21 protein-coding genes and 1 pseudogene are annotated in these 24,380 nt (G+C 71.4%); 11 read left to right on the forward strand and 11 right to left on the reverse strand.

The genetic code is table 11. The features are described 5' to 3' along the window. The first annotated feature begins 16 nt into the window (after nt 1-16). The gene (locus tag ODJ79_RS42080) at nt 17-2,629 is read left to right on the forward strand and encodes an MGH1-like glycoside hydrolase domain-containing protein (protein WP_263029323.1); all 2,613 of its coding nucleotides are present in this window, start codon (nt 17-19) and stop codon (nt 2,627-2,629) included. A gap of 15 nt (nt 2,630-2,644) precedes the next feature. On the opposite strand, the gene ODJ79_RS42085 is transcribed toward ODJ79_RS42080, so the two are convergent. Next, nucleotides 2,645-3,949: a vanadium-dependent haloperoxidase gene (locus ODJ79_RS42085; protein ID WP_263029324.1), complete on the reverse strand. Its 1,305-nt coding sequence runs from the start codon at nt 3,947-3,949 to the stop codon at nt 2,645-2,647. Between the two features lie 180 nt (nt 3,950-4,129). On the opposite strand from ODJ79_RS42085, the gene ODJ79_RS42090 reads away from it, so the two are divergent. From ODJ79_RS42090 to ODJ79_RS42100, 3 genes are all read left to right on the forward strand, one after another. Further along, nucleotides 4,130-6,364 carry a carboxypeptidase-like regulatory domain-containing protein gene (locus tag ODJ79_RS42090; protein WP_263029325.1) on the forward strand — a complete coding sequence of 745 codons (2,235 nt, stop codon included), beginning with the start codon at nt 4,130-4,132 and terminating at the stop codon, nt 6,362-6,364. Between the two features lie 77 nt (nt 6,365-6,441). Continuing rightward, nucleotides 6,442-6,891: a SitI3 family protein gene (locus ODJ79_RS42095; protein ID WP_263029326.1), complete on the forward strand. Its 450-nt coding sequence runs from the start codon at nt 6,442-6,444 to the stop codon at nt 6,889-6,891. Between the two features lie 21 nt (nt 6,892-6,912). Further along, nucleotides 6,913-7,290 carry a VOC family protein gene (locus ODJ79_RS42100; protein WP_263029327.1) on the forward strand — a complete coding sequence of 126 codons (378 nt, stop codon included), beginning with the start codon at nt 6,913-6,915 and terminating at the stop codon, nt 7,288-7,290. Nucleotides 7,291-7,501: 211 nt separating this feature from the next. On the opposite strand, the gene ODJ79_RS42105 is transcribed toward ODJ79_RS42100, so the two are convergent. From ODJ79_RS42105 to ODJ79_RS42125, 5 genes are read right to left on the reverse strand one after another with little or no spacing between them, the layout of a single operon-like run. Next, a complete protein-coding gene (locus tag ODJ79_RS42105) occupies nt 7,502-8,482 on the reverse strand; it encodes a branched-chain amino acid ABC transporter permease (RefSeq protein WP_263029328.1) in 981 nt (326 codons plus the stop codon). After that, nucleotides 8,479-9,333 carry a branched-chain amino acid ABC transporter permease gene (locus ODJ79_RS42110; RefSeq protein WP_263029329.1) on the reverse strand — a complete coding sequence of 285 codons (855 nt, stop codon included), beginning with the start codon at nt 9,331-9,333 and terminating at the stop codon, nt 8,479-8,481. Before ODJ79_RS42110 ends, ODJ79_RS42105 begins: the two co-directional genes overlap by 4 nt. Next, nucleotides 9,330-10,034, reverse strand: a complete 705-nt coding sequence (locus ODJ79_RS42115; protein ID WP_263029330.1) for an ABC transporter ATP-binding protein — start codon at nt 10,032-10,034, stop codon at nt 9,330-9,332. Before ODJ79_RS42115 ends, ODJ79_RS42110 begins: the two co-directional genes overlap by 4 nt. Further along, nucleotides 10,031-10,756 carry an ABC transporter ATP-binding protein gene (locus ODJ79_RS42120; protein WP_263029331.1) on the reverse strand — a complete coding sequence of 242 codons (726 nt, stop codon included), beginning with the start codon at nt 10,754-10,756 and terminating at the stop codon, nt 10,031-10,033. The genes ODJ79_RS42115 and ODJ79_RS42120 overlap by 4 nt, the downstream gene beginning before the upstream one ends. Then, complete coding sequence (locus ODJ79_RS42125; protein WP_263029332.1) at nt 10,753-12,012, reverse strand: ABC transporter substrate-binding protein; 1,260 nt, start codon at nt 12,010-12,012, stop codon at nt 10,753-10,755. The genes ODJ79_RS42120 and ODJ79_RS42125 overlap by 4 nt, the downstream gene beginning before the upstream one ends. 123 nt (nt 12,013-12,135) lie before the next feature. On the opposite strand from ODJ79_RS42125, the gene ODJ79_RS42130 reads away from it, so the two are divergent. Both ODJ79_RS42130 and ODJ79_RS42135 read left to right on the forward strand, forming a co-directional pair. Next, entirely contained in the window at nt 12,136-13,173 is a 1,038-nt protein-coding gene (locus ODJ79_RS42130) for a helix-turn-helix domain-containing protein (protein ID WP_263029333.1), read from the forward strand. Then, the gene (locus ODJ79_RS42135) at nt 13,130-13,888 is read left to right on the forward strand and encodes an SDR family NAD(P)-dependent oxidoreductase (protein WP_263029334.1); all 759 of its coding nucleotides are present in this window, start codon (nt 13,130-13,132) and stop codon (nt 13,886-13,888) included. The genes ODJ79_RS42130 and ODJ79_RS42135 overlap by 44 nt, the downstream gene beginning before the upstream one ends. A gap of 16 nt (nt 13,889-13,904) precedes the next feature. Here the strand turns inward: ODJ79_RS42135 and ODJ79_RS42140 are convergent, their stop codons facing one another. Genes ODJ79_RS42140 through ODJ79_RS42150 form a run of 3 tightly spaced genes read right to left on the reverse strand, consistent with a single transcriptional unit; the run spans nt 13,905 to nt 16,989 of the window. Then, nucleotides 13,905-14,324 (reverse strand): type II toxin-antitoxin system VapC family toxin, encoded by a 420-nt coding sequence (locus ODJ79_RS42140; RefSeq protein WP_263029335.1) that lies wholly within the window; start codon nt 14,322-14,324, stop codon nt 13,905-13,907. Continuing rightward, the gene (locus ODJ79_RS42145; RefSeq protein WP_263029336.1) at nt 14,321-14,566 is read right to left on the reverse strand and encodes a FitA-like ribbon-helix-helix domain-containing protein; all 246 of its coding nucleotides are present in this window, start codon (nt 14,564-14,566) and stop codon (nt 14,321-14,323) included. The genes ODJ79_RS42140 and ODJ79_RS42145 overlap by 4 nt, the downstream gene beginning before the upstream one ends. A gap of 56 nt (nt 14,567-14,622) precedes the next feature. Continuing rightward, nucleotides 14,623-16,989 (reverse strand): excinuclease ABC subunit UvrA, encoded by a 2,367-nt coding sequence (locus ODJ79_RS42150; RefSeq protein WP_263029337.1) that lies wholly within the window; start codon nt 16,987-16,989, stop codon nt 14,623-14,625. A 199-nt stretch (nt 16,990-17,188) separates the two neighbouring features. Here ODJ79_RS42150 and ODJ79_RS42155 point away from each other — a divergent pair, with 199 nt between their 5' ends. Both ODJ79_RS42155 and ODJ79_RS42160 read left to right on the forward strand, forming a co-directional pair. Beyond that, entirely contained in the window at nt 17,189-18,034 is an 846-nt protein-coding gene (locus ODJ79_RS42155; protein WP_263029338.1) for a hypothetical protein, read from the forward strand. Between the two features lie 35 nt (nt 18,035-18,069). Then, nucleotides 18,070-18,732 (forward strand): DUF4232 domain-containing protein, encoded by a 663-nt coding sequence (locus tag ODJ79_RS42160; RefSeq protein WP_263029339.1) that lies wholly within the window; start codon nt 18,070-18,072, stop codon nt 18,730-18,732. A gap of 38 nt (nt 18,733-18,770) precedes the next feature. On the opposite strand, the gene ODJ79_RS42165 is transcribed toward ODJ79_RS42160, so the two are convergent. Then, a complete protein-coding gene (locus ODJ79_RS42165) occupies nt 18,771-19,931 on the reverse strand; it encodes an NAD(P)/FAD-dependent oxidoreductase (RefSeq protein WP_263029340.1) in 1,161 nt (386 codons plus the stop codon). Nucleotides 19,932-20,305: 374 nt separating this feature from the next. Between ODJ79_RS42165 and ODJ79_RS42170 the strand changes: the two genes are divergently transcribed. The 3 genes from ODJ79_RS42170 to ODJ79_RS42180 are packed head-to-tail and all read left to right on the forward strand — an operon-like array spanning nt 20,306 to nt 23,279. Further along, entirely contained in the window at nt 20,306-21,307 is a 1,002-nt protein-coding gene (locus tag ODJ79_RS42170; RefSeq protein ID WP_263029341.1) for an efflux RND transporter periplasmic adaptor subunit, read from the forward strand. Next, on the forward strand, nt 21,304-22,005 hold the full coding sequence (locus ODJ79_RS42175) for an ABC transporter ATP-binding protein (RefSeq protein WP_263029342.1): 702 nt from the start codon (nt 21,304-21,306) through the stop codon (nt 22,003-22,005). Before ODJ79_RS42170 ends, ODJ79_RS42175 begins: the two co-directional genes overlap by 4 nt. After that, on the forward strand, nt 22,002-23,279 hold the full coding sequence (locus tag ODJ79_RS42180; protein ID WP_263029343.1) for an ABC transporter permease: 1,278 nt from the start codon (nt 22,002-22,004) through the stop codon (nt 23,277-23,279). The genes ODJ79_RS42175 and ODJ79_RS42180 overlap by 4 nt, the downstream gene beginning before the upstream one ends. Before the next feature lie 360 nt (nt 23,280-23,639). Here the strand turns inward: ODJ79_RS42180 and ODJ79_RS42185 are convergent. Beyond that, nucleotides 23,640-24,311, reverse strand: a pseudogene (locus ODJ79_RS42185) (S-adenosylmethionine:tRNA ribosyltransferase-isomerase); the annotation flags it as partial. Nucleotides 24,312-24,380 lie beyond the last annotated feature (69 nt).

Genomic DNA, 24,380 nt, shown 5'->3' on the forward strand with positions numbered 1-24,380 from the left:
TGATCGAGGTTTGGGGGTGAGTCACGGCGTGGAGCACTTGCGCCTGGCGCAGGCCGACTCCGGTGAGCAGCCGTGGCGCGCGTGGGGCCCCTATCTGGCCGAGCGTGCCTGGGGCACGGTGCGGGAGGACTACAGCGAGCACGGCACGGCGTGGGACTACCTCCCGCACGATCATGCGCGGTCCCGAGCGTACCGGTGGAACGACGATGGCATGGGCGGCATCTGCGACGAGCGGCAGACGTTCTGCTTCGCGCTGGCCCTCTGGAACGGCGTGGACCCGATCCTCAAGGAGCGGATGTTCGGCCTCGGCGGCGACGGCGGCAACCACGGGGAGGACGCCAAGGAGTACTGGTGGTACCAGGACTCGACGCCGACCCACTCGTGGATGAGCTGGCGGTACCACTATCCACAGCGCGAGTTCCCGTACGACGAGCTGGTCCGGGTGAACGGCCAGCGCTCCCGCGAGGAGTCCGAGTACGAACTGGTCGACACCGGCGTCTTCGACGAGGACCGCTACTGGGCCGTCACGGTCGACTACGCCAAGGCCACGCCCCGGGACATGTGCATCGCCGTGATGATCGCCAACCGCGGGCCGGCCGCCGCCACCCTGCACGTGCTGCCCACGCTGTGGTTCCGCAACACCTGGTCGTGGGGCCTGCCGAACCGGCCGAAGCCCTCGCTCGCCGGCCGCCCCGGCCGCCTCGAGGGGACCCATCGCACGCTCGGCCGGCTGCTGCTCGAAGGACAGGACGCGCCGCCGGCCCTGGTCTGCGACAACGAGACGAACGCGCAGCGCCTCTGGGGACAGCCGGGCACGACCATGTATCCGAAGGACGGGATCAACGACCACCTGATCGCGGACGCGCCGACGGTGAACCCGGCCGGCGTCGGCACCAAGGGCTCGCTGCACTATGTGCTCACGCTGGGTCCGGGGGAGAGCCACACGATCCGGCTGCGGCTGGCCCAGTCGGAGGACGGGGCCGGCGGCCTAGACCTGGGCGTGGACTGGGAGTCGGTGATGCGTCTGCGGAAGGCCGAAGCCGACGAGTTCTTCGCCGAGATCATCCCGGCCGCGGCGACACCCGACGAGGCGGCCGTGGCCCGGCAGGGCATCGCCGGGCTGATGTGGGGCAAGCAGTTCTACCACTTCGACGTGAAACAGTGGCTGACCGGCGACCCCGGCTCGGCGCCGCCCCCGCCGGGCCGCCGCTACGGGCGCAACAACGCCTGGCGGCACATGAACAGCTTCGACGTCATCTCGATGCCCGACTCCTGGGAGTACCCCTGGTACGCGGCGTGGGACCTGGCGTTCCACTGTGTCTCGATCTCCCGCGTCGACCCCGGCTTCGCTAAGCAGCAGCTGCTGTTGCTGCTGCGGGAGTGGTACATGCACCCCAACGGCCAGATTCCGGCGTACGAGTGGGCGTTCGGCGACGTGAACCCGCCGGTGCACGCCTGGGCCGCGCTGCGGGTCTTCGAGATCGACGGCGGCCGTGACTTCGACTTCCTCGGCCGGGTCATGCACAAGCTGCTGCTGAACTTCACCTGGTGGGTCAACCGCAAGGACATCGGCGGCAACAACGTCTTCGAGGGCGGCTTCCTCGGGCTGGACAACGTCGGCCCGTTCGACCGGTCCGCCGCGCTGCCGGTGGCCGGGGTGCTCGAGCAGTCGGACGGCACCGGCTGGATGGCGATGTACGCGCTGAACCTGCTCGACATGGCGGTCTGCCTGGCGCTCAACGACCGTACCTATGTGGACATGGCGACGAAGTTCTTCGAGCACTTCGCGTACATCGCCGAGGCCGCCTACCAGCAGGGGCTGTGGGACGAGGAGGACAGCTTCTTCTACGACCAGCTGCGCCTGCCGGACGGGCACAAGCTGCCGCTGAAGGTGCGCTCGATCGTGGGCCTGCTGCCGCTGGCCGCCACCACCCGGCTCACCGCGGCCACCCTCAGCCGGCTGCCCGAGCTGGCGAACCGGCTGCGCTGGCTGCGCTACTCGCAGGAGTACGCGGACGTGATCAGCGCCCGGCGGCTGTCGGCCGAGGGCCGCCAGCAGCGCCTGCTGTCCATGGTGGGACAGGACCAGCTGCTGCGCATTCTCGCCCGGATGCTCGACCCCGAGGAGTTCCTTTCCCCGTACGGGATCAGGACCCTGTCCCGCGCCCACCTGGAGAAACCCTTCACGGTGTCGCTCGGCGGCTCGGATTTCACGGTCGGCTACGAACCCGCGGAAAGCACCAGCGGCCTGTTCGGCGGCAACTCCAACTGGCGCGGCCCGGTCTGGATGCCGGTCAACTATCTGCTCATCGAGGCGCTGCGCGAGTACGCCGCGTTCTTCGGTGACGATCTGCTCGCCGAGTACCCGACGGGCTCGCAGAAGAAGATCCCGCTGGCCAGGATCGCCGACGACCTGTCCCGCCGACTGATCTCGTTGTTCGTGCCGGACGAGGACGGGCACCGGCCGATCTACGGCGCCAACGAGTTCCTCCAGAAGCACCCCGACTGGAAAGACCTGATCGTCTTTCCGGAGTACTTCCACGGCGACAACGGGGCGGGCCTGGGCGCCTGGCACCAGACCGGCTGGACGGCGCTGATCGTCGACCTGATCCTGACCCTGCCCCGCTGAGTCCGGCCCGGCGCGTCACAGTGGACAGGCGCCGAAATGTGTCGGTCCCGCGCCGCGCAGCAGCCGAGTGGCCAGGGTCTCACCCGCCACGCCCCGGCCGATCGCCAGTCCCGCCTGGTTGCTGAACTCGAAGTGCTGGCCGCCGAAGATCCGGGAGCGGCCGGCCTCCGCGGCGGCCGCCGAGAAGCTCGGGTAGCTGCGCGCCGTGCCGCCCGGCGCCGAGTCGGTGGCCAGCGAGAACGGGATCGCGTCGGTGCAGAAGAAGCCTTGCAGGACGGCCGCGCCGGCCCCGCTGTACGAGCTGTGCCCGGAGACGTATTCGGGCGTGCCGCCCACCGCGCCGGCCCGGGCGGTCCAGGTCGGGTCGGCCGTCGTCGACGGGTTGCCGTCCGTGTCGGCCTCGCGGATCGCCGTGGTGGGGCGCCAATGCTGGTACGTGAACTTGGTGGCCACGGTCGTCACGGTCGTGTCGGCCAGGGCCATCGTCAGCAGGGCGGTCAGCCGGGCCTGCTCGCCGAGCGGCAGGCGACGGTCGGCGGCGACGGTCAGCGCGATCCGGAGCCACTCGCCGGGCGGCTGATCGGATCCGGCCGGCAGCGCCCAGAACTGGAACGTGGCCAGCAGGTCCGGCGCGGCGAGGGCGGCGTTGCCGAGCACCTGAACCTCGGCGAACGCGCCCGCGTAGGTGACCGAGTCGAGGGCGGGCGGCGGTCCCGGCACGTACCGGGCCGGATCCGTCACCGCGAACGGCCGGACGTGGCGGTACTGCGTCCCCGGCCACGCGGCCCGGAAGACGCCCGGACCGGTGCCGGCCGGCTGGGTCTCCACCGGGGTCGAGCCGTCGTCGGCCCGCGCGGCGACCACCCGGACACCGACCTGGTCACCCCAGGTCGCCCCGCTGGTCACCCCGTGGCCGGAGCCGAGGCGGGCGAGGTCGGCGGCCAGCGCGGCGTCGTAGTCGGCCGCCCGCGAGACGTCCAGGCGTACCAGGACGGCGTGCGCCGCGGCCACCGCGGCCGCCTGCTCGTCCCCGTCCCGCGGACCGGGCCCGGGCACGAGGGCCGGCGCCCGCTGCGGTCGGGCGCGGGTGCCGGCGATGCCGTTGACCGCGTCGTACATCGCGACGTCGACCATGGCGTAGAGCCGGGCGGCGTCGGCGTCGGAAGCCCGGGTCGCGCGCACCGCGTTCAGCGCGCGTTCGTTCCAGCTCCGCACCGCATCGAGGTCCGGACGCGCGGACTGTGCGGTCGCGGGCACGCCGAGCCCGGTGGTGACCAGACCGAGCACGGCAGCGAACAACAGCTTGCGAGATGGCCGCATGCTCGTACGGTCCTCCCGCCGGGCCGCGCACGGTGCCGCTGTGTAGGAAATCAGACGCTCGGTCCATTGGCCGATCGGGTCTAGCGTTAGGTCCACACACGACTCATGGGGGAATCGATGGGCCTTCATCCGGCTCGTCTTGGCTCTGCCGTAGCCGTCGGCTTGCTGATCGCGGGAGCGTTGAGCACCCCCGCCCTCGCCGCCGGCGTCGGCACCGTCCAGGGCGTCTTCACCACCAGCAGCGGCACGCCGATCGCGAATGCCACCGTCACCGCATACTCCGGGGACGGTGACTGGCTGAACGACACCCAGACCGGCGCGACCGGTCAGTACACCCTGCGCAACATCACCGCCGGCGGCGTTCAGCTCCAGTTCGACAACGCCGGCCTGGTGCACTGGGCGCCCGGCGTGCTCGACCAGGGGTCGGCCACCATCTATTCGCTCGCCGCGGGCGGCACGCTCACCGTCGACGAGCAGCAGCCGGTCACCGGTACGATCGCCGGCCACTTCGAGGCGGCCGGCGCCACGGTGACCGTGTTCGCGGCCGCCGGGAGCCCGGCCACGCTCAACGGGTGGACCGACGCGGACGGGGCCTACTCGATCGCGGCGTTCCCCGGCACGTACCACGTCCGCTTCGGCTGGCAGAGCGCCCAGCAGTTCGCGGTGCAGGCGGCGAGCGAGGCCGCGGCGACCCCGGTCACCGTCACGGCCGGGCAGACCACCACGGTCGACGACCACAAGCTGCCGGTCGGCACCGTCGGCGGGCGGCTCACCGAGGCCGACGGCTCGCCGCTGGCCGACGCCCGGGTGACCCTGCATCACGCGGGCGACCCGATCGGGTTCGCCGTCACCGGCGAAGACGGCACCTACACGCTCGGCGAGGCGCTGGCCGGCGACGGCTACACGCTGTCCTACTCGACCGAGGGCGCCGCCGAGCTGTACGTGCCGGGCACCGTCGACGAGAGCAAGGCGCGGCCGTTCGCGGTGGTCGCCGGGCAGAACACCACAGTGGACGACCGCCGGCCCACGCCGGCCACCGTGCACGGCAAGCTGGTCGACACGGGCGGCAGCCCCAAGGCCGACATGCAGGTCACCGTTCAGCTCCCCAACGACGTCCAGTTCTTCACGCAGACCGCGGCGGACGGCACCTGGAGTGTCGCGGGAGTCTTCCCCGCCGACTACAAGGTCTCCTTCACCACCCCGGACTACCGGCGTACCCAATGGGCGTACGGGAAGGGTACCGAGGCCGAGGCGACGGTGATCCCGGTCGCCGCGGGGGCGGACGTCACGGTCGACGACACTTGGCTGCCGGGGGCCACCCTGGTGGTCGACGCGGTGGACGCGCGCAGCGGCGCCCCGGTGCCCGACTACTGCGTCTGGGTCGACTCGCCCGGCGACGGCTTCGGCTGCGCCACCACCGGCAACCGGGTCACGATCGAGGACCTGCCGGGCGGCTCGTTCACGGCGCAGGCCACGCCGAACGAGGACAGCTACTACCTACAGAGCGCCGGACGTCCGGTCACGCTGACCCCCGGCCGCACCACCCGAATCACCGTGCGGCTGACGCTCGGCGGCAAGGTGGCGTACACCGCGGCCGCCCGGGCGACGGGCGCACCGGTCCCCCACGCCTGCGCGATCTTCGAGGTGCTCGGGCAGGGCGGCCTTCCGGACGGCTACGGCAACTGCACCGACGCCACCGGCAAGGCCACCTCGGTGCACATGGCCACCGGGACGTACGAGATCTTCGGGACGGCGCCGGCCGGCTACGGCGACCAGTGGGTCGGCCGCGCGGGCGGCACCGGCGATCAGACGGCGGCGGCCCGGGTGCAGGTCAAGCCCGGCAAGACGGTGACCGCGCCGGCCATGCTCCTCGACCCGCCGCGCCCGATCACCGGCGTGCTCACGGACGCCGCGGGCGCGCCGCTCACCCAGATGTACGTGGCGTTCAGCGCATTCGGCGACGCCGGCCCGGCCTGGAACACCATCACCGACACGCAGGGGCGATACACCTTCGACAACCTCGGACCGTACGGGTGGCCGCTGCTGTTCTTCGGCAAGGGCTACCCGTCGCAGTGGTCGGGGCACGTCGGCAACCGTTTCCTGGCCGACCGGGTGACCGGCACGTACAACTTCACCCCGGCGAAGGGCGCGGTGCTGGCCGGCACGGTCACCGCACCGGCCGGCTCGACCTGGCGACTGCACATGCTCAACGCGGTCACCGGCGACCTGATGGGCGAGTTCGACTCGTCCGCCGCTGGGCCCGGTGGCGCCTACCGGACCGGGCTGATCGGCCCCCAGCAGGTGAAAATCGACTGGACCTACTACCTGAACGGGATCGACCACCACGGTTCGTACGACGGCACGGTCGGCATCCCGGCCACCGGCACCAGGACGCTCAACATCACCATCCACTGACCGGACGCAGGGCGGGCCCACCCAGGTTGGGCCCGCCCCATGCCGCCCCGCATGCCAGCGGGAGGGAAAGTAGGTCCATGGCTCTCGAATACCGACTGACCCTTGCCGGGGAGACTCCGGTCGACCAGGTGGCCGGGCGCGCGTTTCCGGAGCCGAGCGAGCGTCCGACCGGCACCGCGCGGCGGCTCTTCGCGGAGCACAAGGAGAAGTACGGATTCAACGTCACGATTGTCGCCGGGAAGGACGGCTACCTCGGCCTGGAGACCGACGACGGCCCGTGGGAGTGGGAGCCCGAGTCCTGCGTCCGGGTCGGGTTTCGGCTGGACAAGTTCGCCGATATCCCGTGGGTCGTGACCAACATGCTGACCGTTGTTCGGCGCGTGCTGGACACCGGGGCGGAGGATGCGACATTCGACTTCAACGGGGACATCCTGCTGTTCGCCCGCCGGAAGGGTGAGCTCACGAAGCATCGCCGGGATAGGTGGTGGGAGCACTATGCCGGGGCCGATCAGTTGATTCCGGGGTGAGGTCGGGGCAGCGTGGAGGGCATGCTCGCTTCCGCGCGTACCGTCGCCTTCGTGCCCTCCACCGACCTGGGCCGATCCCGTGCGTTCTACGAGTCGGTGCTGGGTCTGCCGGTGGTGTCGGCGGACGGCTTCGCGGTAGTGGTGGACGGGCCGGGCGGGCTGATCCGGATCACCGACGTCGGCTCGGCGCTGCGCGTCCAGTCGTTCACGGTCCTCGGCTGGGAGGTCGAGGACGTCGCCGCCGAGGTCGACGAGTTGCTGGCCGGGGGAGTCGAGTTCCTCCGCTACCCGGGCCTGGACCACGACGACCGCGGGGTGTGGACGGCGCCGGGCGGGGCGCGGGTCGCATGGTTCCACGACCCGGACGGCAACACGCTCTCCCTCAGCCAGCCGGCCTGAGGCCGAACCCACGCTCGGCCGGCGCGAGCGTTGGACCTCGGTGCCACGATGCTCGCCCGGGCGCCGTTGGTGGGTGTGGTCGCGCCTGCGCCGACCGGGGCGGGACCGGGTCCGCCCAGTGGTAGGTGCGCAGCCCGAGCCGGTCGGCCACCACGTCGATCGCGGGGCGGCCGGACCCGGTGGTCCGATCGCGGACGTACGCGAGCCGGGCTCACGAACGCCGGTAGCGGTAGCCGACCGGCAGCAGGGAGATGTCCCAGCGGCCGGCCACCGCGCCCCACAACCCCCGCGGCGCGAAGAGCGTCACCAGCATGGCCACCGCCCCGAGGATCACCAGGTACCACGCGCCGTAGCCGGCCAGGAACTGTTGCATCGTGACGAACAGCAGCGCACCCAGCGGCGGCCCCTCCAACGTGCCGATGCCGCCGATCAGCACCATGAACAGCATGTAGACGCTGTACTGCGGGCCGAAGATCGAGGCCGGCTGGACGTAGAGGGTGTGGCAGAACACGACCGCCCCGACCGCGCCGGTGCCGAGCGCGGACAGGAGGTAGGCGACCCGGCGGACCCGGCCGACCGCCACCCCCGCCGCGGCCGCCGCCGTCGGTTCGAAGTGGACGGCTCGGGCGTCGAGGCCGAACCGGCTGCGGATCAGGACGGCGATGCCGACCACGCAGGCCAGCGCCAACCCCAGCGCCCACCAGTAGGTGATCGCCTGCCACAGCACCAGCGGATAGCGGTCCACGCCGGGCAGGCTCACCCCGGTGTTGCCGCCGACCCGCGGAGACACCGTGGCCAGCAGATGCAGCACCTCGGCGACCACCCAGGTGGCGACGGCGAAGTAGCCGGCGGTCAATCGGAGCACCAGCAGGGAGACCGGCAGCGAGACCGCCGCGGCGGTGAGGGCGGCCAGCACCACGCCGAGCGCCGGGTCGATTCCCGCCGCCGCGTACAGGTACAGGGCGTACGCGCCGACGCCCAGATACGCCTGCTGCCCGAACGAGGTGAGGCCGGCGAAGCCGGCGAGCAGGTTCCACAGGTTGGCCAGCGCCACGAACAGGAAGAGGTCGATGAGCGCGGTCTCGGCCCGGGCGGCGAAATACGGCACCGCGGCGAGCACGAGCGCCGCCGCGCCGCCGATCGACGAGGTGACCGTGGCGGTCCGGCTCCACCGGCTGATCACCGGAGTCATCGGAACATTCCCTGCGGGCGTACGGCGAGGACGAGCAGGAACAGCAGATGGACGGCGAGGACCGCGTACTGCGAGTTCCATTCGCCGACCAGCTGCTGGGTGAGGCCGAGCGCGATGCCACCGGCCAGGGTGCCCCACAGCGAGCCGAGGCCGCCGATCACCACGGCCTCGAACGCGAAGATCAGCAGCGTGCCGCCGGCGAGCGGGTCGAACGCGGAGATCATGCCGAGGAAGACGCCGGCCAGCGCGGCGGTGGCGACCGCGACGCCGGCGACGGTGGCGAAGACCGGCCGCACCCGCACCCCGACCAGCCGCGCGGTGTCGACGTCGTCCGAGGTGGCGCGCACGCTGCGCCCCCACGACGTGGACGAGAGCAGCACCTGCAGCACGCCGAGCACGGCCAGCGCCACGAGCAGGCCGGTCACCCGCAGCCAGGACACCACGATGCCGCCCGCCAGCTCGACGCTGGCCTGGGCGAGCCGGCCGCCCTCCAGCGAGCGGGTGTTCGCGCCGGCGCCGACCAGCAGCAGGTTCTCGATCACCACCGACAGCCCGAAGGTCACCAGGACCGGGGCCAGGTCGCCGCCGCGCAGCGCCCGGCCGAGCACGGACACCTGCAGCACCGCGCCGGCGCCGAAGGCGAGCGGCAGGATCAGCGGCAACGCCCACCAGGCGGGCACGCCGAGCGCCGACGAGAAGACCAGGGCCAGGTAGGCGCCGCACACCGCGAGGTCGCCGTGGGCCAGGTTGACCAGGCGCATCACGCCGAAGGTGAGGGACAGGCCGCAGGCGATCAGCGCGTACTCGCCGCCCAGCAGGATGCCCTGGACGGCCGCGTTGAGCCAGGTCACGACGCGGTCCCGAAGTAGGCGTCGATCACCTGCGCGCGACTGGTCCGGGCGGACGGCCCGGCGAGGACGACCCGGCCTTCGAGCAGGCACACGACCGAGGGGCAGGCGGCGAGCGCGCGGTCGAGGTCCTGCTCCACCAGGATCATTGAGGTCCCGGCCGCCCGCAGGGACGCGAGTGTCTCGTAAAGCTCGTCCACGATGGCCGGTGCCAGGCCGAGGGAGATCTCGTCGAGCAGCAGCAGCCGCGGGCCGGAAGCGAGGGCGCGGGCGATCGCCACGGCCTGCTGCTCGCCGCCGGACAGCAGCGCGGCGCGCCGGTTCCGGCAGCGGGCGATCAGCGGGAAGACCTCGTAGATCCGGGCGAGCTGCCACGCGTCCGGGCCGGCCTGCACGCCGCCGACCAGGATGTTCTCCTCGGCGGTCAGCGACGGGAACAGCCTTCGCCCCTCCGGGACGAGAGCTATCCCGCGGCGCACCCGGAAATGGGGTTTGGTCCGGGTGATGTCCGAACCGGCGAACTCGATCGTGCCGCGAGCCGGCGTCATCGCGCCGGCGATCGTGCGCAGCAGCGTCGTCTTGCCCGCGCCGTTGGCGCCCACCAGGGCCAGCGAACCGTTCTCCGCAAGCTCCAGATCAACCCCGAAAAGAGCCTGAAAATCTCCATAAAGTACGTCGAGAGCGTCCAGTCGCAGCAGGCTCACAACACGCCCCGCCCGAAGTAGGCCCGGCGCACCGCAGGGTCCTCGAGCACGGCCGCGGGCTCGCCCGAGGCCAGCACGTGGCCATCGGCGAGGCACACCAGACGGGTCGCCACCTGCGTCAACGCCCTGATCACGTGCTCCACCCAGACGATCGCGACCCCGCCCGCGGACAGCTCGCGGACCGTGCCGATCAGCGCCCCGGTCTCCGCGTCGGTCAGCCCGCCGGCGATCTCGTCGAGCAGCAGCACCCGCGGCCCGGCGGCCAGCGCCCGGGCCAGTTCGAGGCGCTTGCGGGAGAGCAGCCGCAGCCCGGACGAGCGCCGGTCGCCCTCGTCGAGCAGGCCCGCCCGCCCGAGCGCGTCGATCGCCGCGCGCTCGGCGGACTTCCCCCGCCGGCCGCCGCCCCGCACGGCAGCGAGCAGCGCGGTCTCGTACACGGTGAGGTCGCCGAGCGGTCGCGGCACCTGAAACGTCCGGGCGAGCCCGAGCCGGCAGCGCCGGGCCGTCGGCATCCCGGTCACCTCGACACCGCACAGCAGCACCCGCCCGTGGTCGCGGCGCTGCGCCCCGGCCACGATGTCGAGCAGAGTGGTCTTGCCGGCGCCGTTCGGCCCGACCACCCCGAGCGCCTCGCCCTCGGCCACCTCGAACGAGACGTCGTCGAGCACGGTGAGCGCGCCGAACCGCTTGCCGACCCCGCGGACCTCAAGGGCCGCCGTCATCGCAGGAACTGGAGGTCGCCCTGGACCGGGATGCTCGGTGCCGCGCTGTTGTCGACGACGATCAGGTCGAACTTGCCGCTCGCGTTGAGCCGCCACTGGCCGATCAGGTCGGGGGCGAGGGCGACGTTCTTGACCGGTCCGCTGGTGAAGTCGTAGGTGCCGGTGATCGACTCACCCTTGAGCTGGCCGATGGCGTGCGCCACCGCGGCTCTGTCCTTGGGGTTGCCGGAGGCCTTGAGGGCGGCCACCGCGATCTCGAAGACCGCGTGGTCCATGCCCATCGGCTGGGTCCACTGCTTGCCGGTCTTCTGCTGATAGCCGTCGGCGAAGGCGGCCGCCGTCGTGCCGTCCAGCGAGGACTTGTACGGATAGTCGCGGTGCCACCAGGCCGGCGCGACCAGGTTGTTGCCGAGCGGGCCGAGCGCCTCGACCGCGCTGGGGAACAGCAGCGCCTTGGCGATGGTGGCCAGTTTCGGGGTGAAGCGGTTCTGGTGTGCCTGCTTCCAGAACGTGATGAAGTCGGGCGGGATCGGGGCGGCCTGCAGGATGTCGACGCCGCCGTTCTTGAAGGTCGAGATGATCGGCGTGAAGTCCTGCGTGCCGTCCTGGTACGCGCCGGGGTCGACGAGCTGGTATCCCAGGTCCTTGACGACGGGGGTGAAGTACTTGCGGTAGCTCTCGCCGTCGACGTCGTTGGGCCAGAGCGCGCCGACCGTGTGCGGGGCGCCGGGAACGCGCTGCCACAGCTTCGCGAACACCTGCGCCTCGGCCTGGGTGCCGATGAAGTGCAGATAGGTGTACTCGAAGTCCTTGCCGCCGCGCGGGTAGTACCAGATCTCCCACGGGCAGATCGTGGCGATGCACGGCACCTTCGCGGCCTCGCACTGGTCGCTGACCGGGTTGGTGGTGTCGGGCGTCGAGGTGGCCAGCACGATGTCCACCTGGTCCTGGCTGATCAGCTCGCCGGCGACCTGGGCGGCTCTGGCGCTGCTCGACTGGCTGTCCTTGTCGACGATCTCGATCGTATATTTCGTACTTCCCACGGTGATTCCGTCTTTGAGGGCGTTTCGGATAACGCCCAAGACGTAGTCGTTCGACTCGCCGAAGACGGCCAGCGGCCCGGTCTTCGGGATGACATATCCGATCTTTATGTTTTTGCCGCTCGACGTGGTGCTGCTCTGGAGGCCTTTGCTGCACGCGCCGGCCAGGCCCGCGGCGGCCAGCCCCGCCGCGCCGAGGAGGGTACGCCGGCTCATCGTCCTACCCATGGTCATCGGTGTACTCGCCGTACGCCGGAAAGGTCTTGAATGCGAACGCACACCGCTTGACCGTCCGCGCCCGCCGCAGGAGGCTGAGTCTCCTGACGTCGGAGGTTGACCATGATCGATGTCGTGCGGACCGACGACCTTCCCCCGGGCGAGCGCTTCGACTACTGGCGGCACGCGGTCTCCGAGGCGTTCGTGCCGCTCGACGCGTCCCGCACCGGCGACGGCGCCTTCCGCGGCGAGCTGCGCGGGGCCAGCCTCGGCCCGCTGCGGCTCTACCAGGTCGACGCGGACAGCCACCAGGTGCGGCGCACCAGCCGGCTGATCTCCGCCGAGCAGGGCGACTACTTCAAGCTCGGCCTGCAACGCACCGGCGGCAGCGTGCTCGTGCAGGACGGACGGGACGCCGTCCTGGGCCCCGGCGACTTCGCGGTCTACGACACCACCCGGCCGTACACGTTCTCCTTCGACGACCCCTGCGAACTGCTCGTCCTGATCTTCCCGCGCGCCCTGCTCGGCCTCTCCGCTCTTGACGTCGGCAAGATCACCGCGACCCGGTTCGCCGGCGCGAGCGGCCTCGGCGGCCTGATCAGCTCGTTCCTGAGCCGGGCCGCGGACGTGCTCGACGAGGTCGACGTGCGGGACAACCAGCGCCTCGGCACCAACGTGCTCGACCTGCTGACCACCGCGCTGGCCGGGCATCTCGACGTGCGGCCGGAGGACCCGGGCGCAGCGCACCGGGCGTTGTTCACCCGGGCGGTCGCCTACATCGACCGGCATCTCGGCGAGCCGTGGCTGACCCCCGACCAGGTCGCCGCCGAGCAGCACATCTCCACCCGCTACCTGCACAAGCTGTTCCAGGCCGAGGGCGCAACGGTGTCCGCGTGGATCCGCCGCCGCCGACTCGAGGCGTGCCGGCACGACCTGCTGCACACCTCCCGCCCGGTGAGCGCGATCGGCGCGCGCTGGGGCCTGCCCGACGCCGCCCACTTCAGCCGTCTCTTCCGGGCCGCGTACGGGTCGAGCCCGCGGGACTACCGCGCGCTCCGTCAAGCGCTGTGCGCTCCTGAGCAAGACGGCTGGCCGCCGGCCGCCGAGGATGACCGTCGTGGGACGGTTGGACGGCCAGGTGGCACTGATCACCGGCGGTGAGGGCAGCGTCGGCCGGGCGACCGCGCGAGCGATGGTCCGCGAGGGCTGCCGGGTGGTGCTGGCCGGCATCGCGCCCGACGGCCTGGCCGCGTGCCGGGCCGAGTTCGGCGACGACGTGGCGGCCGTTCTGCGCACCGACGTGACCGACGCCGCCTCGGTGCGGGCGGCCGTACGCGCCACGATCGCCCGGTTCGGACGCCTCGACATCGTCTTCAGCAACGCCGGCGTGGCCGGGGTGATCGCCCCCGTCGCCGAGTACCCCGACGACGAGTTCGACCGGGTGCTCGCCGTGCACGTCCGAGGATCGTTCCTGACCTGCAAATACAGCCTGCCGACCCTGCCCGACGGCGGCCGCATCATCATCAACTCCAGCGTGGTGGGCCTGACCTCCGACCCCGGAATCAGCGCGTACGCCACGGCCAAGCACGCGCTGGTGGGCCTGATGCGCACGCTGGCCAAGGAGGTCGCCTCCCGGGCGATCCGGGTCAACACCATCCACCCGGGGCCGATCGACAACGACTTCCAGCACGCCATCGAGGTGGCGGCCACGGGCGCGCCGGCCGACCGCGCCGCCCAGGTGTTCGACGAGATGATCCCGCTGCGCCGCCACGCCACGCCGGACGAGATCGCGGCGGCGGTGCTGTTCCTGGCGGGCCCGGACAGCGCCTTCATGACCGGCGCAACCCTGGTCGTGGACGGCGGCATGAGCGCCTGACGCCCGAGCGAGCCCGTTACGGCGCCTGCCAAGGATCGACGAGGGCAATTCCGGTGTTGCTGAAGTCTTTGGTGTTGCGGGTGGCGAGCGCGGCCGCCTGGGAGCGGCAGATGGCGGCGATCTGGGCGTCGAATCCGTCGATCGGGGTCCCCAGTCCTTCCCGGACAGTGACGACGTCCGCGTAGACGTTGGCCGCCGCCAGGTCGAAGGGGAGAACCTGGCGAGGGAACGCCGCGAAGATCTCGTTGGCGGCCTGGTGGAGAGTCTCGCGGCGGCGCCCCTCGGGCAGCCGCGCGATGCCGTAACGGATCTCGGCGACGGTGACGGTTGTCGTGTAGAGGCCACTGCTGGAGTTTTGCTGCGTCCAGGCGAGGACGGCGGCCGCCGGTTCGGCGCGCATGAGCTCGGAAACGACGTTGGTGTCGAGAACGATCATTCCGGCAGGTCCGCCGCGCGCGTTGGCGTGTTGCGCGCCGGCGGTTGCAGGTCGACGCCGCCGAGGCGGGCGAACCGCTCCGTCAGGGCGCTGAACAGGTCGGGCCGGGGCCCGTCGTCGTCGACGGCCTCGGTCAGGATGGCGCGGATCTCGGCCTCCATCGACCTGCCGTGGCGTGCCGCGCGCTGACGCAGTTTCTCGCGTACGGAGTCGTCCAGATCCCGAATGCTGAGGGCCGCCACGGCTCACCTCCACCTACGAACAAGTGATAGCAATGCTAGCACCGCCGCCCCCGTGATCAGGCGCCCACGTAGTCGGCGAGGTGGCGGCCGGTCAGGGTGGTGCGGTCGGCCACCAGGGCGGCCGGGGTGCCCTCGAAGACCACTCGGCCGCCGTCGTGGCCGGCGCCCGGGCCCAGGTCGATGATCCAGTCGGCGTGGGCCATCACGGCCTGGTGGTGTTCGATGACGATGACCGACTTGCCGGCGTCGACGATGCGGTCCAGCAGGCCCAGCAGGTTTTCCACGTCGGCCAGGTGCAGGCCGGTGGTGGGCTCGTCGAGGACGTAGATGCCGCCCTTCTCGCCCAGGTGGGTGGCGAGCTTGAGGCGCTGCCGCTCGCCGCCGGACAGGGTGGTGAGCGGCTGGCCCAGGCTCAGGTAGCCCAGGCCCACGTCGGCCAGGCGAGCGAGGATCGCGTGCGCGGCGGGGATCTTCGCGTCGCCGGCGCCGAAGAACTGTTCGGCCTCGGTCACCGGCATGGCCAGGACCTCGCTGATGTCCTTGCCGCCCAGCTTGTATTCGAGCACCGACGCGTCGAAGCGTTTGCCCTCGCACACCTCGCAGGTGGTCGCGACGCTGGCCAGGATGCCCAGGTCGGTGTAGATGACGCCGGCGCCGTTGCAGTTCGGGCAGGCGCCCTCGGAGTTGGCGCTGAACAGCGCCGGTTTCACCGCATTGACCTTCGCGAACGCTTTGCGGATGGGTTCGAGCAGGCCCGTGTACGTGGCCGGGCTGCTGCGCCGCGAGCCCCGGATCGCGCCCTGGTCGACGGAGACCACGCCGTCCCGCGGGGACACCGAACCGTGGATGAGCGAGCTCTTGCCCGAGCCGGCCACGCCGGTGACGACCACGAGCACGCCGAGCGGGATGTCGACGTGCACGTTCTGCAGGTTGTGCGTGTCGGCTCCGCGTACCTCCAAAGCGCCTTGGGCCTTTCGCACCTCGTCCTTGAGCGCGGCCCGGTCGTCGAGGTGCCGCCCGGTGAGGGTGCCGCTGGTGCGCAGGCCCTTGACGGTGCCTTCGAAGACGACCTCGCCGCCGGCGCCGCCCGCGCCCGGCCCGAGGTCGACCACGTGGTCGGCGATCGCGATCGCTTCCGGCTTGTGCTCGACGACCAGCACCGTGTTGCCCTTGTCCCGCAGCTGGATCAGCAGGTCGTTCATCCGCTGGATGTCGTGCGGGTGCAGGCCGATGGTGGGCTCGTCGAAGACGTACGTGACGTCGGTCAGCGCCGAGCCGAGGTGCCGGATCATCTTGGTCCGCTGCGCCTCGCCGCCGGACAGGGTGCCGGACGGCCGGTCCAGCGACAGGTAACCGAGGCCGATCTCGACGAACGAGTCCAGCGTCTCGCCGAGCGCGGTGAGCAGCGGCGCGACCGACGGCTCGCGGAGCCCGCGGACCCACTCGGCGAGGTCGCTGATCTGCATGGCGCAGCAGTCCGCGATGTTGAGCCCCTTGATCTTCGAGGAGCGGGCCTCGGCGGCGAGCCGGGTGCCGCCGCAGTCGGGGCAGGTGCTGAAGATCGCGACCCGCTCGACGAACGCGCGGATGTGCGGCTGCAGGGCGTCGATGTCCTTGGAGAGCATCGACCGCTGGATCGCCGGGATCAGCCCCGAGTAGGTGAGGTTGATGCCCTCGATCTTGACCTTGGTCGGCTCCTTGTAGAGGAGGTCGTTCAGCTCCCTCTTGGTGTACTTCTTGATCGGCTTGTCCGGGTCGAAGTACCCGACGCCGCGGAAGATCCGGCCGTACCAGCCCTCCATGCTGTAGCCGGGGATCTTGATGGCGCCCCCGTTGATCGACTTTTCCTCGTCGTACAGCTCGGCGAGGTTGATGTCGTTGACCGAGCCGCGGCCCTCGCAGCGCGGGCACATGCCGCCGAGAATGCTGAAGCTGCGCCGCTCCTTGGTCTTCTGGCCGGCCTTCTCGATGGTGACCGCGCCGGCCCCGCTGACCGAGGGAACATTGAACGAGTACGCCTGGGGCGAGCCGATGTGCGGGTCGCCGAGGCGGCTGAACAGGATGCGCAGCATCGCGTTCGCGTCGGTCGCGGTGCCCACGGTCGAGCGCACGTCGCCGCCCATCCGCTCCTGGTCGACCAGGATCGCGGTGGTCAGCCCGTCGAGCACGTCGACGTCCGGCCGGGCCAGCGACGGCATGAAGCCCTGCACGAACGCGCTGTACGTCTCGTTGATCAACCGCTGCGACTCGGCCGCGATGGTGCCGAAGACCAGCGAGCTCTTGCCCGAGCCGGAGACGCCGGTGAACACCGTGAGCCGGCGCTTCGGGATCTCGACGCTGACATCCTTCAGGTTGTTGACCCGTGCGCCGTGCACGCGGATCAGGTCGTGGCTGTCGGCGGCGGTCTGCGCGGCCTTGGGCATCGCGTCTCCTCGGGTCGGGCGCACGGCTCTCCTCCGGGCCGGGCGCTCGGCTTTCTACGGGCCGGGCGCTCGGCTTTCTACGGGCGGACGCTCGGCTTTCCGCGGGCCGGGCGCTCGGCTTGATCTAACCTAACCAGTCGTACTCTTGTCGCGGCTGTCAGCAGGCGCTTCTCGATTCCTGACCGAAGGACGGGCTCACATGAAGACGGCGACGCGCCGGCTGGCGCTGTGGCGGTCCGACCTGGTGGACGGGGTCTGCGCCGTGCCCGAGGAGTGCGTCGGCTTCCTTCGCGACCGGGCGGCCATCTCGGTTGTTCTGGAGCATCGAGCGCGCGGCCGCACCGCCACCCGGCCGGTCTTCGAATCCACCCTCCGGGAGGACGTCGAGTGGCAGCTCACCGGCCTCGCCTGGCCGCTCGACCTGCACCCCGGCGTGCTGGTCACGGTCGTCTGGCCGGTCGGCAAGGCCGAGGTGCTGGTGCGCACCACGGCCCTCGACGAGCCGATCAACGTCGACGGGATCAACTACTTCCACGAGTACGACCCGAAGGTCGTCACCCGCGAGTTCGAGGCCGGCCCCTCCAACCGGGGGCGGGTGCTCGCCGCCGTGCGGAAACAGGGCCGGGTCTTCGAGGACGGCAGCGCGGTGCTCGCCGAGGCCGGGCTGGCCGCGCAGACCGGGCTCGGCCGGGGCGCCAAGGCCGCGTTCCTGCTGCGCAACGCCGTCGACCAGCTGATCCGGGAGGGGTACCTGACCCGGGTCGAGGGCAGCGTCGAGTCCTCCGGCTATCCGTGGTACCCGGCGGTGGCCGGGCAGAAGCCGGTCAGCATGCTCTTCTATGCGCCGCTGGTCGAGCCGGCCGACCCGGACGACGACGAGGCCAGCGAGCGGCGCGACCACCTCGTCAACGGGTTCGTGCGCAAGCTCCCGCCCGGGGCGCACGCATCGGAGAAACAGATCACGCTGCACGAGCAGGTCGACGGCAAACCGCTCGAGCCGGGTTACACCTACGTCAAGAAACACCATCGCGGCACGAGTTCGTGAGGTTCCGGTGATCCAAGGGGGATATCACTGTTGTCATGAAACGACTCCTGGCCCTGGCCGCCGCGCCACTCCTGTTCGCCGCCGGCTGTTCGTCGTCGAGCGGCACTCCCACGGCCGCCCCGACCACCACGGTGACGTCCACCACTCCGGCCGGCTCGCCGGGCGCCGGGACCGGCACGGCCCCGACCACGGCCCCGACCACGGCCGCGGGTACCGGCTCCGGCCGGATTCCCGCCTCCGGCGCGGCTACGAAGTCGGCGAGCACGCCACGGTGTCACACTGGTGACCTCAAACTTTCGCTGGGCGAGGGAGACGGCGCGGCCGGCACCACGTACACGCCGCTGAGGTTCAAGAATGTCTCGGGCCACGCCTGCACGCTGACCGGCTTTCCCGGCGTCCACTGGGTAGCGGGCGCCGACGAGCACCGGGTCAACGCGCCGTTCGCCCGCGCCGAGACCGAGGCGCCGAGCGGCACGATCAAGCTAGCCGCCGGTGGCGCCGCGCATTCCATGCTCGCCACGCACGACGTGGGCTTCTACGACGCGGCCCAGTGCAAGCCGGTCAGCGTCCGTGGCTACCGGGTCTACCCGCCGGACGAGACCAAGTCGGTCTTCGTCCCGCTGGCGACGAAGACCTGCTCGGTGAACGGCATAAATCAGGGCTCGGTCACGGCGGTCGCCAAGGGCGTCGCGCCGTAGATCACCCCGCTCGTGGGTGAACCACGGTCCCTCCTAGATCACGCCCATTCGTGGCCGAACCAGCGGCGGATCCGATTCGCGCCGAACGCTGTCTTGTCGGCGGCCAGGGCGGCCGAAGGGCCCTCCAGGTCGCCGACCGGCGGTTGACCGGCGACGAAGGTGACACCCACCTTGGCCACCCGATCGTGGCCGAACTCCAGATAACAGACGCCGTGCCCGTCGTACACGGTGTCCGGGGTCCGGCCTTTGACCTTGGCGACGATGCGGGCCGCCGCCGCGGCCGCCTGACCCTCGGCGAAGACGCCGGCCTTGGGAGTGCCGATGCTGGTGACGTCGCCCACGGCGTACACATCCGGGAATTTGGTCTCCAAGGTGAGCGGATCGACCGGGACCCAGCCGTCCACGGCGAGCCCGGAGTCGGCCACGACCTGCGGCACGCGATGCACGGGCACGCCGAGGAACAGGTCGTAGGGCAGCTCGCCGCCGCCGCTTTCGCCGCTCCCGGCACCGAGGACGGCGACCTTGCGGGCCGGGTCGAGCTCGCGGACCAGCCGCTCGGGCACCCACTCGATGCCGCGCTCGGCGAACGCCGCCAGCACGGCCTCCGACGCCGCCGGCGACGGCGGGATCGGCTTCCCGAGCGGCATCACCAGGGAAATCTCCGAACGGTCGCGCAGGCCACGAGCTTCCAGCATTTCGTGTACGAGCAAAGCCGTCTCGCTCGGAGCGGGCGGGCATTTGAACGGTGTCGAGGTGACGGCCACGACCACCTTGCCGCCGGCGAAGTCCCGCAGCGCGTCCCGGGCCCGGCACGCGCCCGCGAAGGTGTAGAACTCGTGGCCGCCCTCGACCAGGCCGGGCGTCGCCTCGGGGTGCAGGTCGGCGCCGAGCGCCACGACGAGGACGTCGGCGTCGAAGTCACCGGCGGTGGTCTCGACATGCCGGGTCGCCGGGTCGATGCCGGTGACCGTCGCGCCGATGAACCGCACGCTGGGGCTGACCATCTGGGCGTAGCGGTGCAGCACCTGCTCGGCCTGTCGCCGGCCGAACATCACGTCCAGTTTCGAGAAACCGAAGACGAACCCCTCGGCCCGGTCGATCAGGGTCACCTGCGCATCGGCGCCGCAGCGGCCGGACACCTCCGTCGCCAGCTCGAGCCCGCCGAATCCCGCACCCAGCACCACCACGCGCGTCGCCACGGCAGGGAGCGTATCCCCAGGTGGGCCGTTGTTCATGAATGATCACCGGAAGAGCCGGTGGGCCATCCCTCGTACGGCGGCCGGCCCTAACCCGCCGGTGGATGCGCGCCGGTTCTCCGGTCGGAGCCCGTCTCCGGTCGGGGGCCGTCTTCTACCGGGGGCCGTCTCCGGTCGGGGGCCGTCTTCTGCCGGGGGCCGTCTCCGGTCGGGGGCCGTCTTCTGCCGGGGGCCGTCTCCGGTCGGGGGCCGTCTTCTGCCGGGGGCCGTCTCGGCCGGGCCCGGAGCGGCGGCGGGCTTGCATGATCCAGGTAGGGTCTCGACCGCGGAGCCGATCGGTGATCATCGCTGGCTCCCCGGACCGCTAGGGGGATCCGTTGGACAGACGCAGGCTCGCCTGCCTCGGGGTGGTGGCCGCGGCCGGCGCTCTGCTGTGCGGGTGCACGTCGCAGGCCGAGAAGTCGGACACGCCCGGGCTCGAGCCGCGCGGCACGGTGCTGACCACGGTGAAACCCACCCGGCAGGACCTGACCAACCAACTCAGTCTCACCGGCAAGGTCGAGATCGACCCGGTGTTCGGCATCGTCGCGCCGGTCAGCGGCGAGATCCGGTACGTGAACCGGCAGCCGTCGGCCAAACCCGCGACCGAGCCGCTGTGGGTGGGCTCGGTGTGGCGGGACGGGGCGCCGAACCGGGTGTACATCCCGACCGGCTCCACTTTCGCCGGCCGGCTCATGGCCGACCATGCCGCCGTCACGGCCGGCATGCCGGTGGCGTCGGCGAAGCACTCCGGGTACGGCATCGTCGCCGAGATCGACAGCTCCCAGGCGTACCGGATCTCCGGGTCCGTGCAGACCGTGCGCGGTCAGATCAAGAACGGCCCCGGCCCCTTCCCGTGCCGGGCGCTCGGCACGATCGCCGCACTGCCCGCCGGGACGATCCCCGAACCGCCGCCGACCACCAATCCCTCCGCGCCGCCGTCCGCCGGCCCGCCCCAGGGGGCGGTCGAAGACCCGTCGGCCGGTGGCTCGGCCGAAGGCTCCGAGCCGACCGGCATGCGGCTGGTCTGCACCGCGCCCGCCGGCGTCAAGCTGATCAACGGCGCCGCCGTGACGCTCGACGTGATCACCGCCAAGGCCACGCAGGCGATGGTGCTGCCGGTCGAGGCGGTCGCCGGGGTGCAGGGCAAGGGCAAGGTGGACATCGTCGGGCCGGACCGCACCCGCAGAACCGTCGACGTCACGCTCGGCATCACCGACGGCAAGGTCATCGAGATCCGCAAGGGACTGAAGGGCGACGAGACGATCGCCGTCCCGGGCCCGGACCTGCCGACCGCCGCGCCGAACACCGACCAGGGCGGCTCGGGGGCGCCCGGATGAGCCTGGTCGCAGAGCCGCTGGTTGAGCTGACCGGCATCACCAAGGTGCTCAAGGGCCAGCAGGAGCCGCGCACGATCCTCGACGGCGTCGATCTCACCGTGCGGGCCGGCGAGAGCGTGGCCATTGTCGGCCGCTCCGGCTCGGGCAAGAGCACCCTGCTGAGCGTGGTCGGGTTGTTCGACCGGCCGGACGCGGGCCGGTACCTGCTAGCCGGCGAGGACATCAGCCGCCTGCCCGAGCGCCGGGCCGCGAAGCTGCGCAGCTCCCACTTCGGCTTCGTGTTCCAGCGGTTCTTCCTGCTCAAGCACCTGACCGCGGCCCAGAACGTGGCGATGGCACTGGTCAACGGCCAGGGCTGGCTGCCCCGGCGGGAGCGGCGCAAGCGGGTGATGGCGGCCCTGGACCAGGTCGGCATCGCCCACCTGGCGAAGAACCGACCGGCCAAGATGTCCGGCGGCGAGCAGCAGCGGGTAGCGATCGCGCGGGCCCTGGTTCGCAACCCTCGCATCCTGCTGGCCGACGAGCCAACCGGCGCGCTCGACACCGAAACCGGCACGCTGGTGATCGACGCCCTGCTCGGGGCGACCGAGCACGGCTGCGGCCTGATCCTGGTCACCCACGACCGAGACCACGCGGCGCGGATGGGCCGAATCCTCGACCTCGTCGACGGCGTGCTCACCGAGCGGGTGCCGGCATGATCCGACTCTCCGGCCGGCTCCGGTCGTCGCTGATCATCGGCCTGCAGGGCATCCGGGCCCGCAAGCTGCGCACGCTGCTGTCGATGGTGAGCCTCTTCCTCGGGGTGCTCGCGGTCGTGGTGGTGCAGGCCGGCGCGAGCATCGCCGAGCGGGCGCTGCTGTCCGACCTGGAACTCACCAACGGCATCGACGGCACCCGGGTCATGGGCTTTGCGCCGGCCCCCGGGACCGCCGAGGTGGTGACCAGCACCCTGCGCGGCCGGTCCGACGCGGTGGCGACGATGGACATGTCGGCGATCATCGGCGAGCCCGGCGTCACCCCGGTCAACCCGGGCGGCTCCCCGTTGGACGAGAACTGGGGCGACGCCCGGGTCTGCTACGGCGACGGCCACTGCGAGGCCCAGGGCGGCCCGAAGGGCGAGGCCGTCGAGCTGCGACTCATCGCGCTGACCGGGGACGTCCGGGTGTTCCGGCCGTTCCACCAGCAGTCGGGCCGGTGGCTGGACTTCACCACCGTGCCCGCGCTGGCGCCCCGGCTGGTGCTCAACCAGGAGGCGGCGAAGGGCTTCAGCCGGCATCATGTGCCCGCCGAGATGCGGGTCAACGGGGCGGCCAACAACATCACGCCGCAGTTCATCGGTGTGATCGACGACGGCGACTCGCAACCACACGCGTACGCCCGGGCCGACGAGCTGACCAACTGGCTGCCGACGAGCGGGCTGTCCGACCCCAACACCGGCAGCGGGTTACAGGTCATGTTCCAGCCGTCGACCCCGGTGGAGCAGGTGCTCACGGCCAAGCTGCGCGGCCTGGGCGTCGAAACGTCGATCTCCACGGTGGACTCCCACAAGGAGCGCGGCAAAGAGCTGACGCTGATGCGCCTGATCTTCTTCTCGATGGCCGGACTCGTTCTGCTCATCGGCGTGGCCGGCATCCTCAACGTCGGCCTCGCAACGGTCGGCGAACGCGTCGAGGAATTCGCCCTGCGCCGCGCCGTCGGCACGCCGCGCACCCTGCTGGCCGGCATCGTGCTGGCCGAGACGCTGCTGACCGGCCTGCTCACCGCCGCCGCAGCAATCGCGGCAAGCGCCGCCGCACTCAAGGTCGTCTCCATGCTGCTGGGCGATTCACAGCCGCTCCTGCACAACGTCCAGTTCCCCTGGGAGGCCGGCGTGGCCGGCATCATCGCGGGAATCGTGGCCGGCGTCCTGGGCGGCTTCATCCCGGCCCTGCGAGCCGCCGGCATCCCCATCGCCACGGTGATGCGCGCCTGATCCTGCCGGATCGTGCGCACCCATCGCCGTGTCCCGGTTGTGGCCGCCTGTCGCCGTGTCCCGGTTGTGGGCGCCTGCCGCCGTGTCCCGGTTGTGGGCGCCTGCCGCCGTGTCCCGGTTGTGGGCGCCTGCCGCCGTGTCCCGGTTGTGGGCGCCTGCCGCCGTGTCCCGGTTGCGCGCGCCCGTCACCGCGTCCCGGTTGGGCGCCGTTGTCTTGCCGCCTCGGTGGCGGGCTTCTGTCGCTGCGTCGTGGTCGTGGGTGCTCGTCGCCGCGTCCTGGTCGGGTGTCGTCGTCGTGCTGTTCCTGGCGGTCGCGGTCGTCGGGCCGGCCAGGCGGGCGCCGGACAGGATCAGGTGGACGTCGCCGAACTCGTGCCACAGGTAGCGGCCGCGCAGCGCCTCGGCGTAGGCGGCCCGCAGCGCCTCCTCGCCGGCAATCGCGGTGAGCATGCGCAGGTGCGAGGCGCGCGGCTCGTGCAGGCCGGTGAGCAGCCCGTCCACCACCCGGACCCGGCGTTCGGGGCCGATCATCAGGTCGGTCCAACCGCTGCAGGCCGCACCACCGGTTGTCTCCAGCGCCCGCACCACCGTCGTGCCGACGGCGACGACTCGGCCCCCGGCCGCGTGCACGTGCCGGATCAGTTCGGCGGTGGCCTGCGGAATCTCGAACCATTCCGGATACGGCGGCTCGTCCACCTCGGCCGACGCGACCCCCGTGTGCAGCGTGATCGGCGCGACCAGGACGCCCCGCCCGGCAAGCTCGGCCAGCACCCGGCCGGTCAGCGGTCGCCCCGCACTCGGCATTTCGGCGCTGCCCGGCCGTACGGAATAGGAATTTTGATAGGTCTCCAACGGCCAGTCCCGGTCGGTGTACGAATACCGGATCGGCCGCCCGTGCCGCGCCAGATAGTCGACCATCGTGCCCGGCACATCGGCGTCGGCGACCCAGAGCCGATCGGTGAACCGCTCCCGCAGCGTCAGCAAGCCCTCCGGGATCGCGATCGTCCGCGGCGCAGGACCCTCAAACGGCACGGTCGTTCCGTGCGTCTGATCGTCGAACGGCGCGATCGTCCCATGCGTCTGATCGTCGAACGGCGCGGT

The sequence above is a fragment of the Actinoplanes sp. KI2 genome (genome assembly GCF_025630775.1).
GTDB lineage: Bacteria > Actinomycetota > Actinomycetes > Mycobacteriales > Micromonosporaceae > Actinoplanes.

What these genes read in the sequence shown, in the direction of transcription:
- ODJ79_RS42085 (WP_263029324.1), bottom strand. Translation starts at nt 3,949, where the DNA reads ATGCGGCCATCTCGCAAGCTGTTGTTCGCTGCCGTGCTCGGTCTGGTC.
- ODJ79_RS42095 (WP_263029326.1), top strand. Translation starts at nt 6,442, where the DNA reads ATGGCTCTCGAATACCGACTGACCCTTGCCGGGGAGACTCCGGTCGAC.
- ODJ79_RS42100 (WP_263029327.1), top strand. Translation starts at nt 6,913, where the DNA reads ATGCTCGCTTCCGCGCGTACCGTCGCCTTCGTGCCCTCCACCGACCTG.
- ODJ79_RS42105 (WP_263029328.1), bottom strand. Translation starts at nt 8,482, where the DNA reads ATGACTCCGGTGATCAGCCGGTGGAGCCGGACCGCCACGGTCACCTCG.
- ODJ79_RS42120 (WP_263029331.1), bottom strand. Translation starts at nt 10,756, where the DNA reads ATGACGGCGGCCCTTGAGGTCCGCGGGGTCGGCAAGCGGTTCGGCGCG.
- ODJ79_RS42125 (WP_263029332.1), bottom strand. Translation starts at nt 12,012, where the DNA reads ATGAGCCGGCGTACCCTCCTCGGCGCGGCGGGGCTGGCCGCCGCGGGC.
- ODJ79_RS42130 (WP_263029333.1), top strand. Translation starts at nt 12,136, where the DNA reads ATGATCGATGTCGTGCGGACCGACGACCTTCCCCCGGGCGAGCGCTTC.
- ODJ79_RS42140 (WP_263029335.1), bottom strand. Translation starts at nt 14,324, where the DNA reads ATGATCGTTCTCGACACCAACGTCGTTTCCGAGCTCATGCGCGCCGAA.
- ODJ79_RS42150 (WP_263029337.1), bottom strand. Translation starts at nt 16,989, where the DNA reads ATGCCCAAGGCCGCGCAGACCGCCGCCGACAGCCACGACCTGATCCGC.
- ODJ79_RS42155 (WP_263029338.1), top strand. Translation starts at nt 17,189, where the DNA reads ATGAAGACGGCGACGCGCCGGCTGGCGCTGTGGCGGTCCGACCTGGTG.
- ODJ79_RS42160 (WP_263029339.1), top strand. Translation starts at nt 18,070, where the DNA reads ATGAAACGACTCCTGGCCCTGGCCGCCGCGCCACTCCTGTTCGCCGCC.
- ODJ79_RS42175 (WP_263029342.1), top strand. Translation starts at nt 21,304, where the DNA reads ATGAGCCTGGTCGCAGAGCCGCTGGTTGAGCTGACCGGCATCACCAAG.
- ODJ79_RS42180 (WP_263029343.1), top strand. Translation starts at nt 22,002, where the DNA reads ATGATCCGACTCTCCGGCCGGCTCCGGTCGTCGCTGATCATCGGCCTG.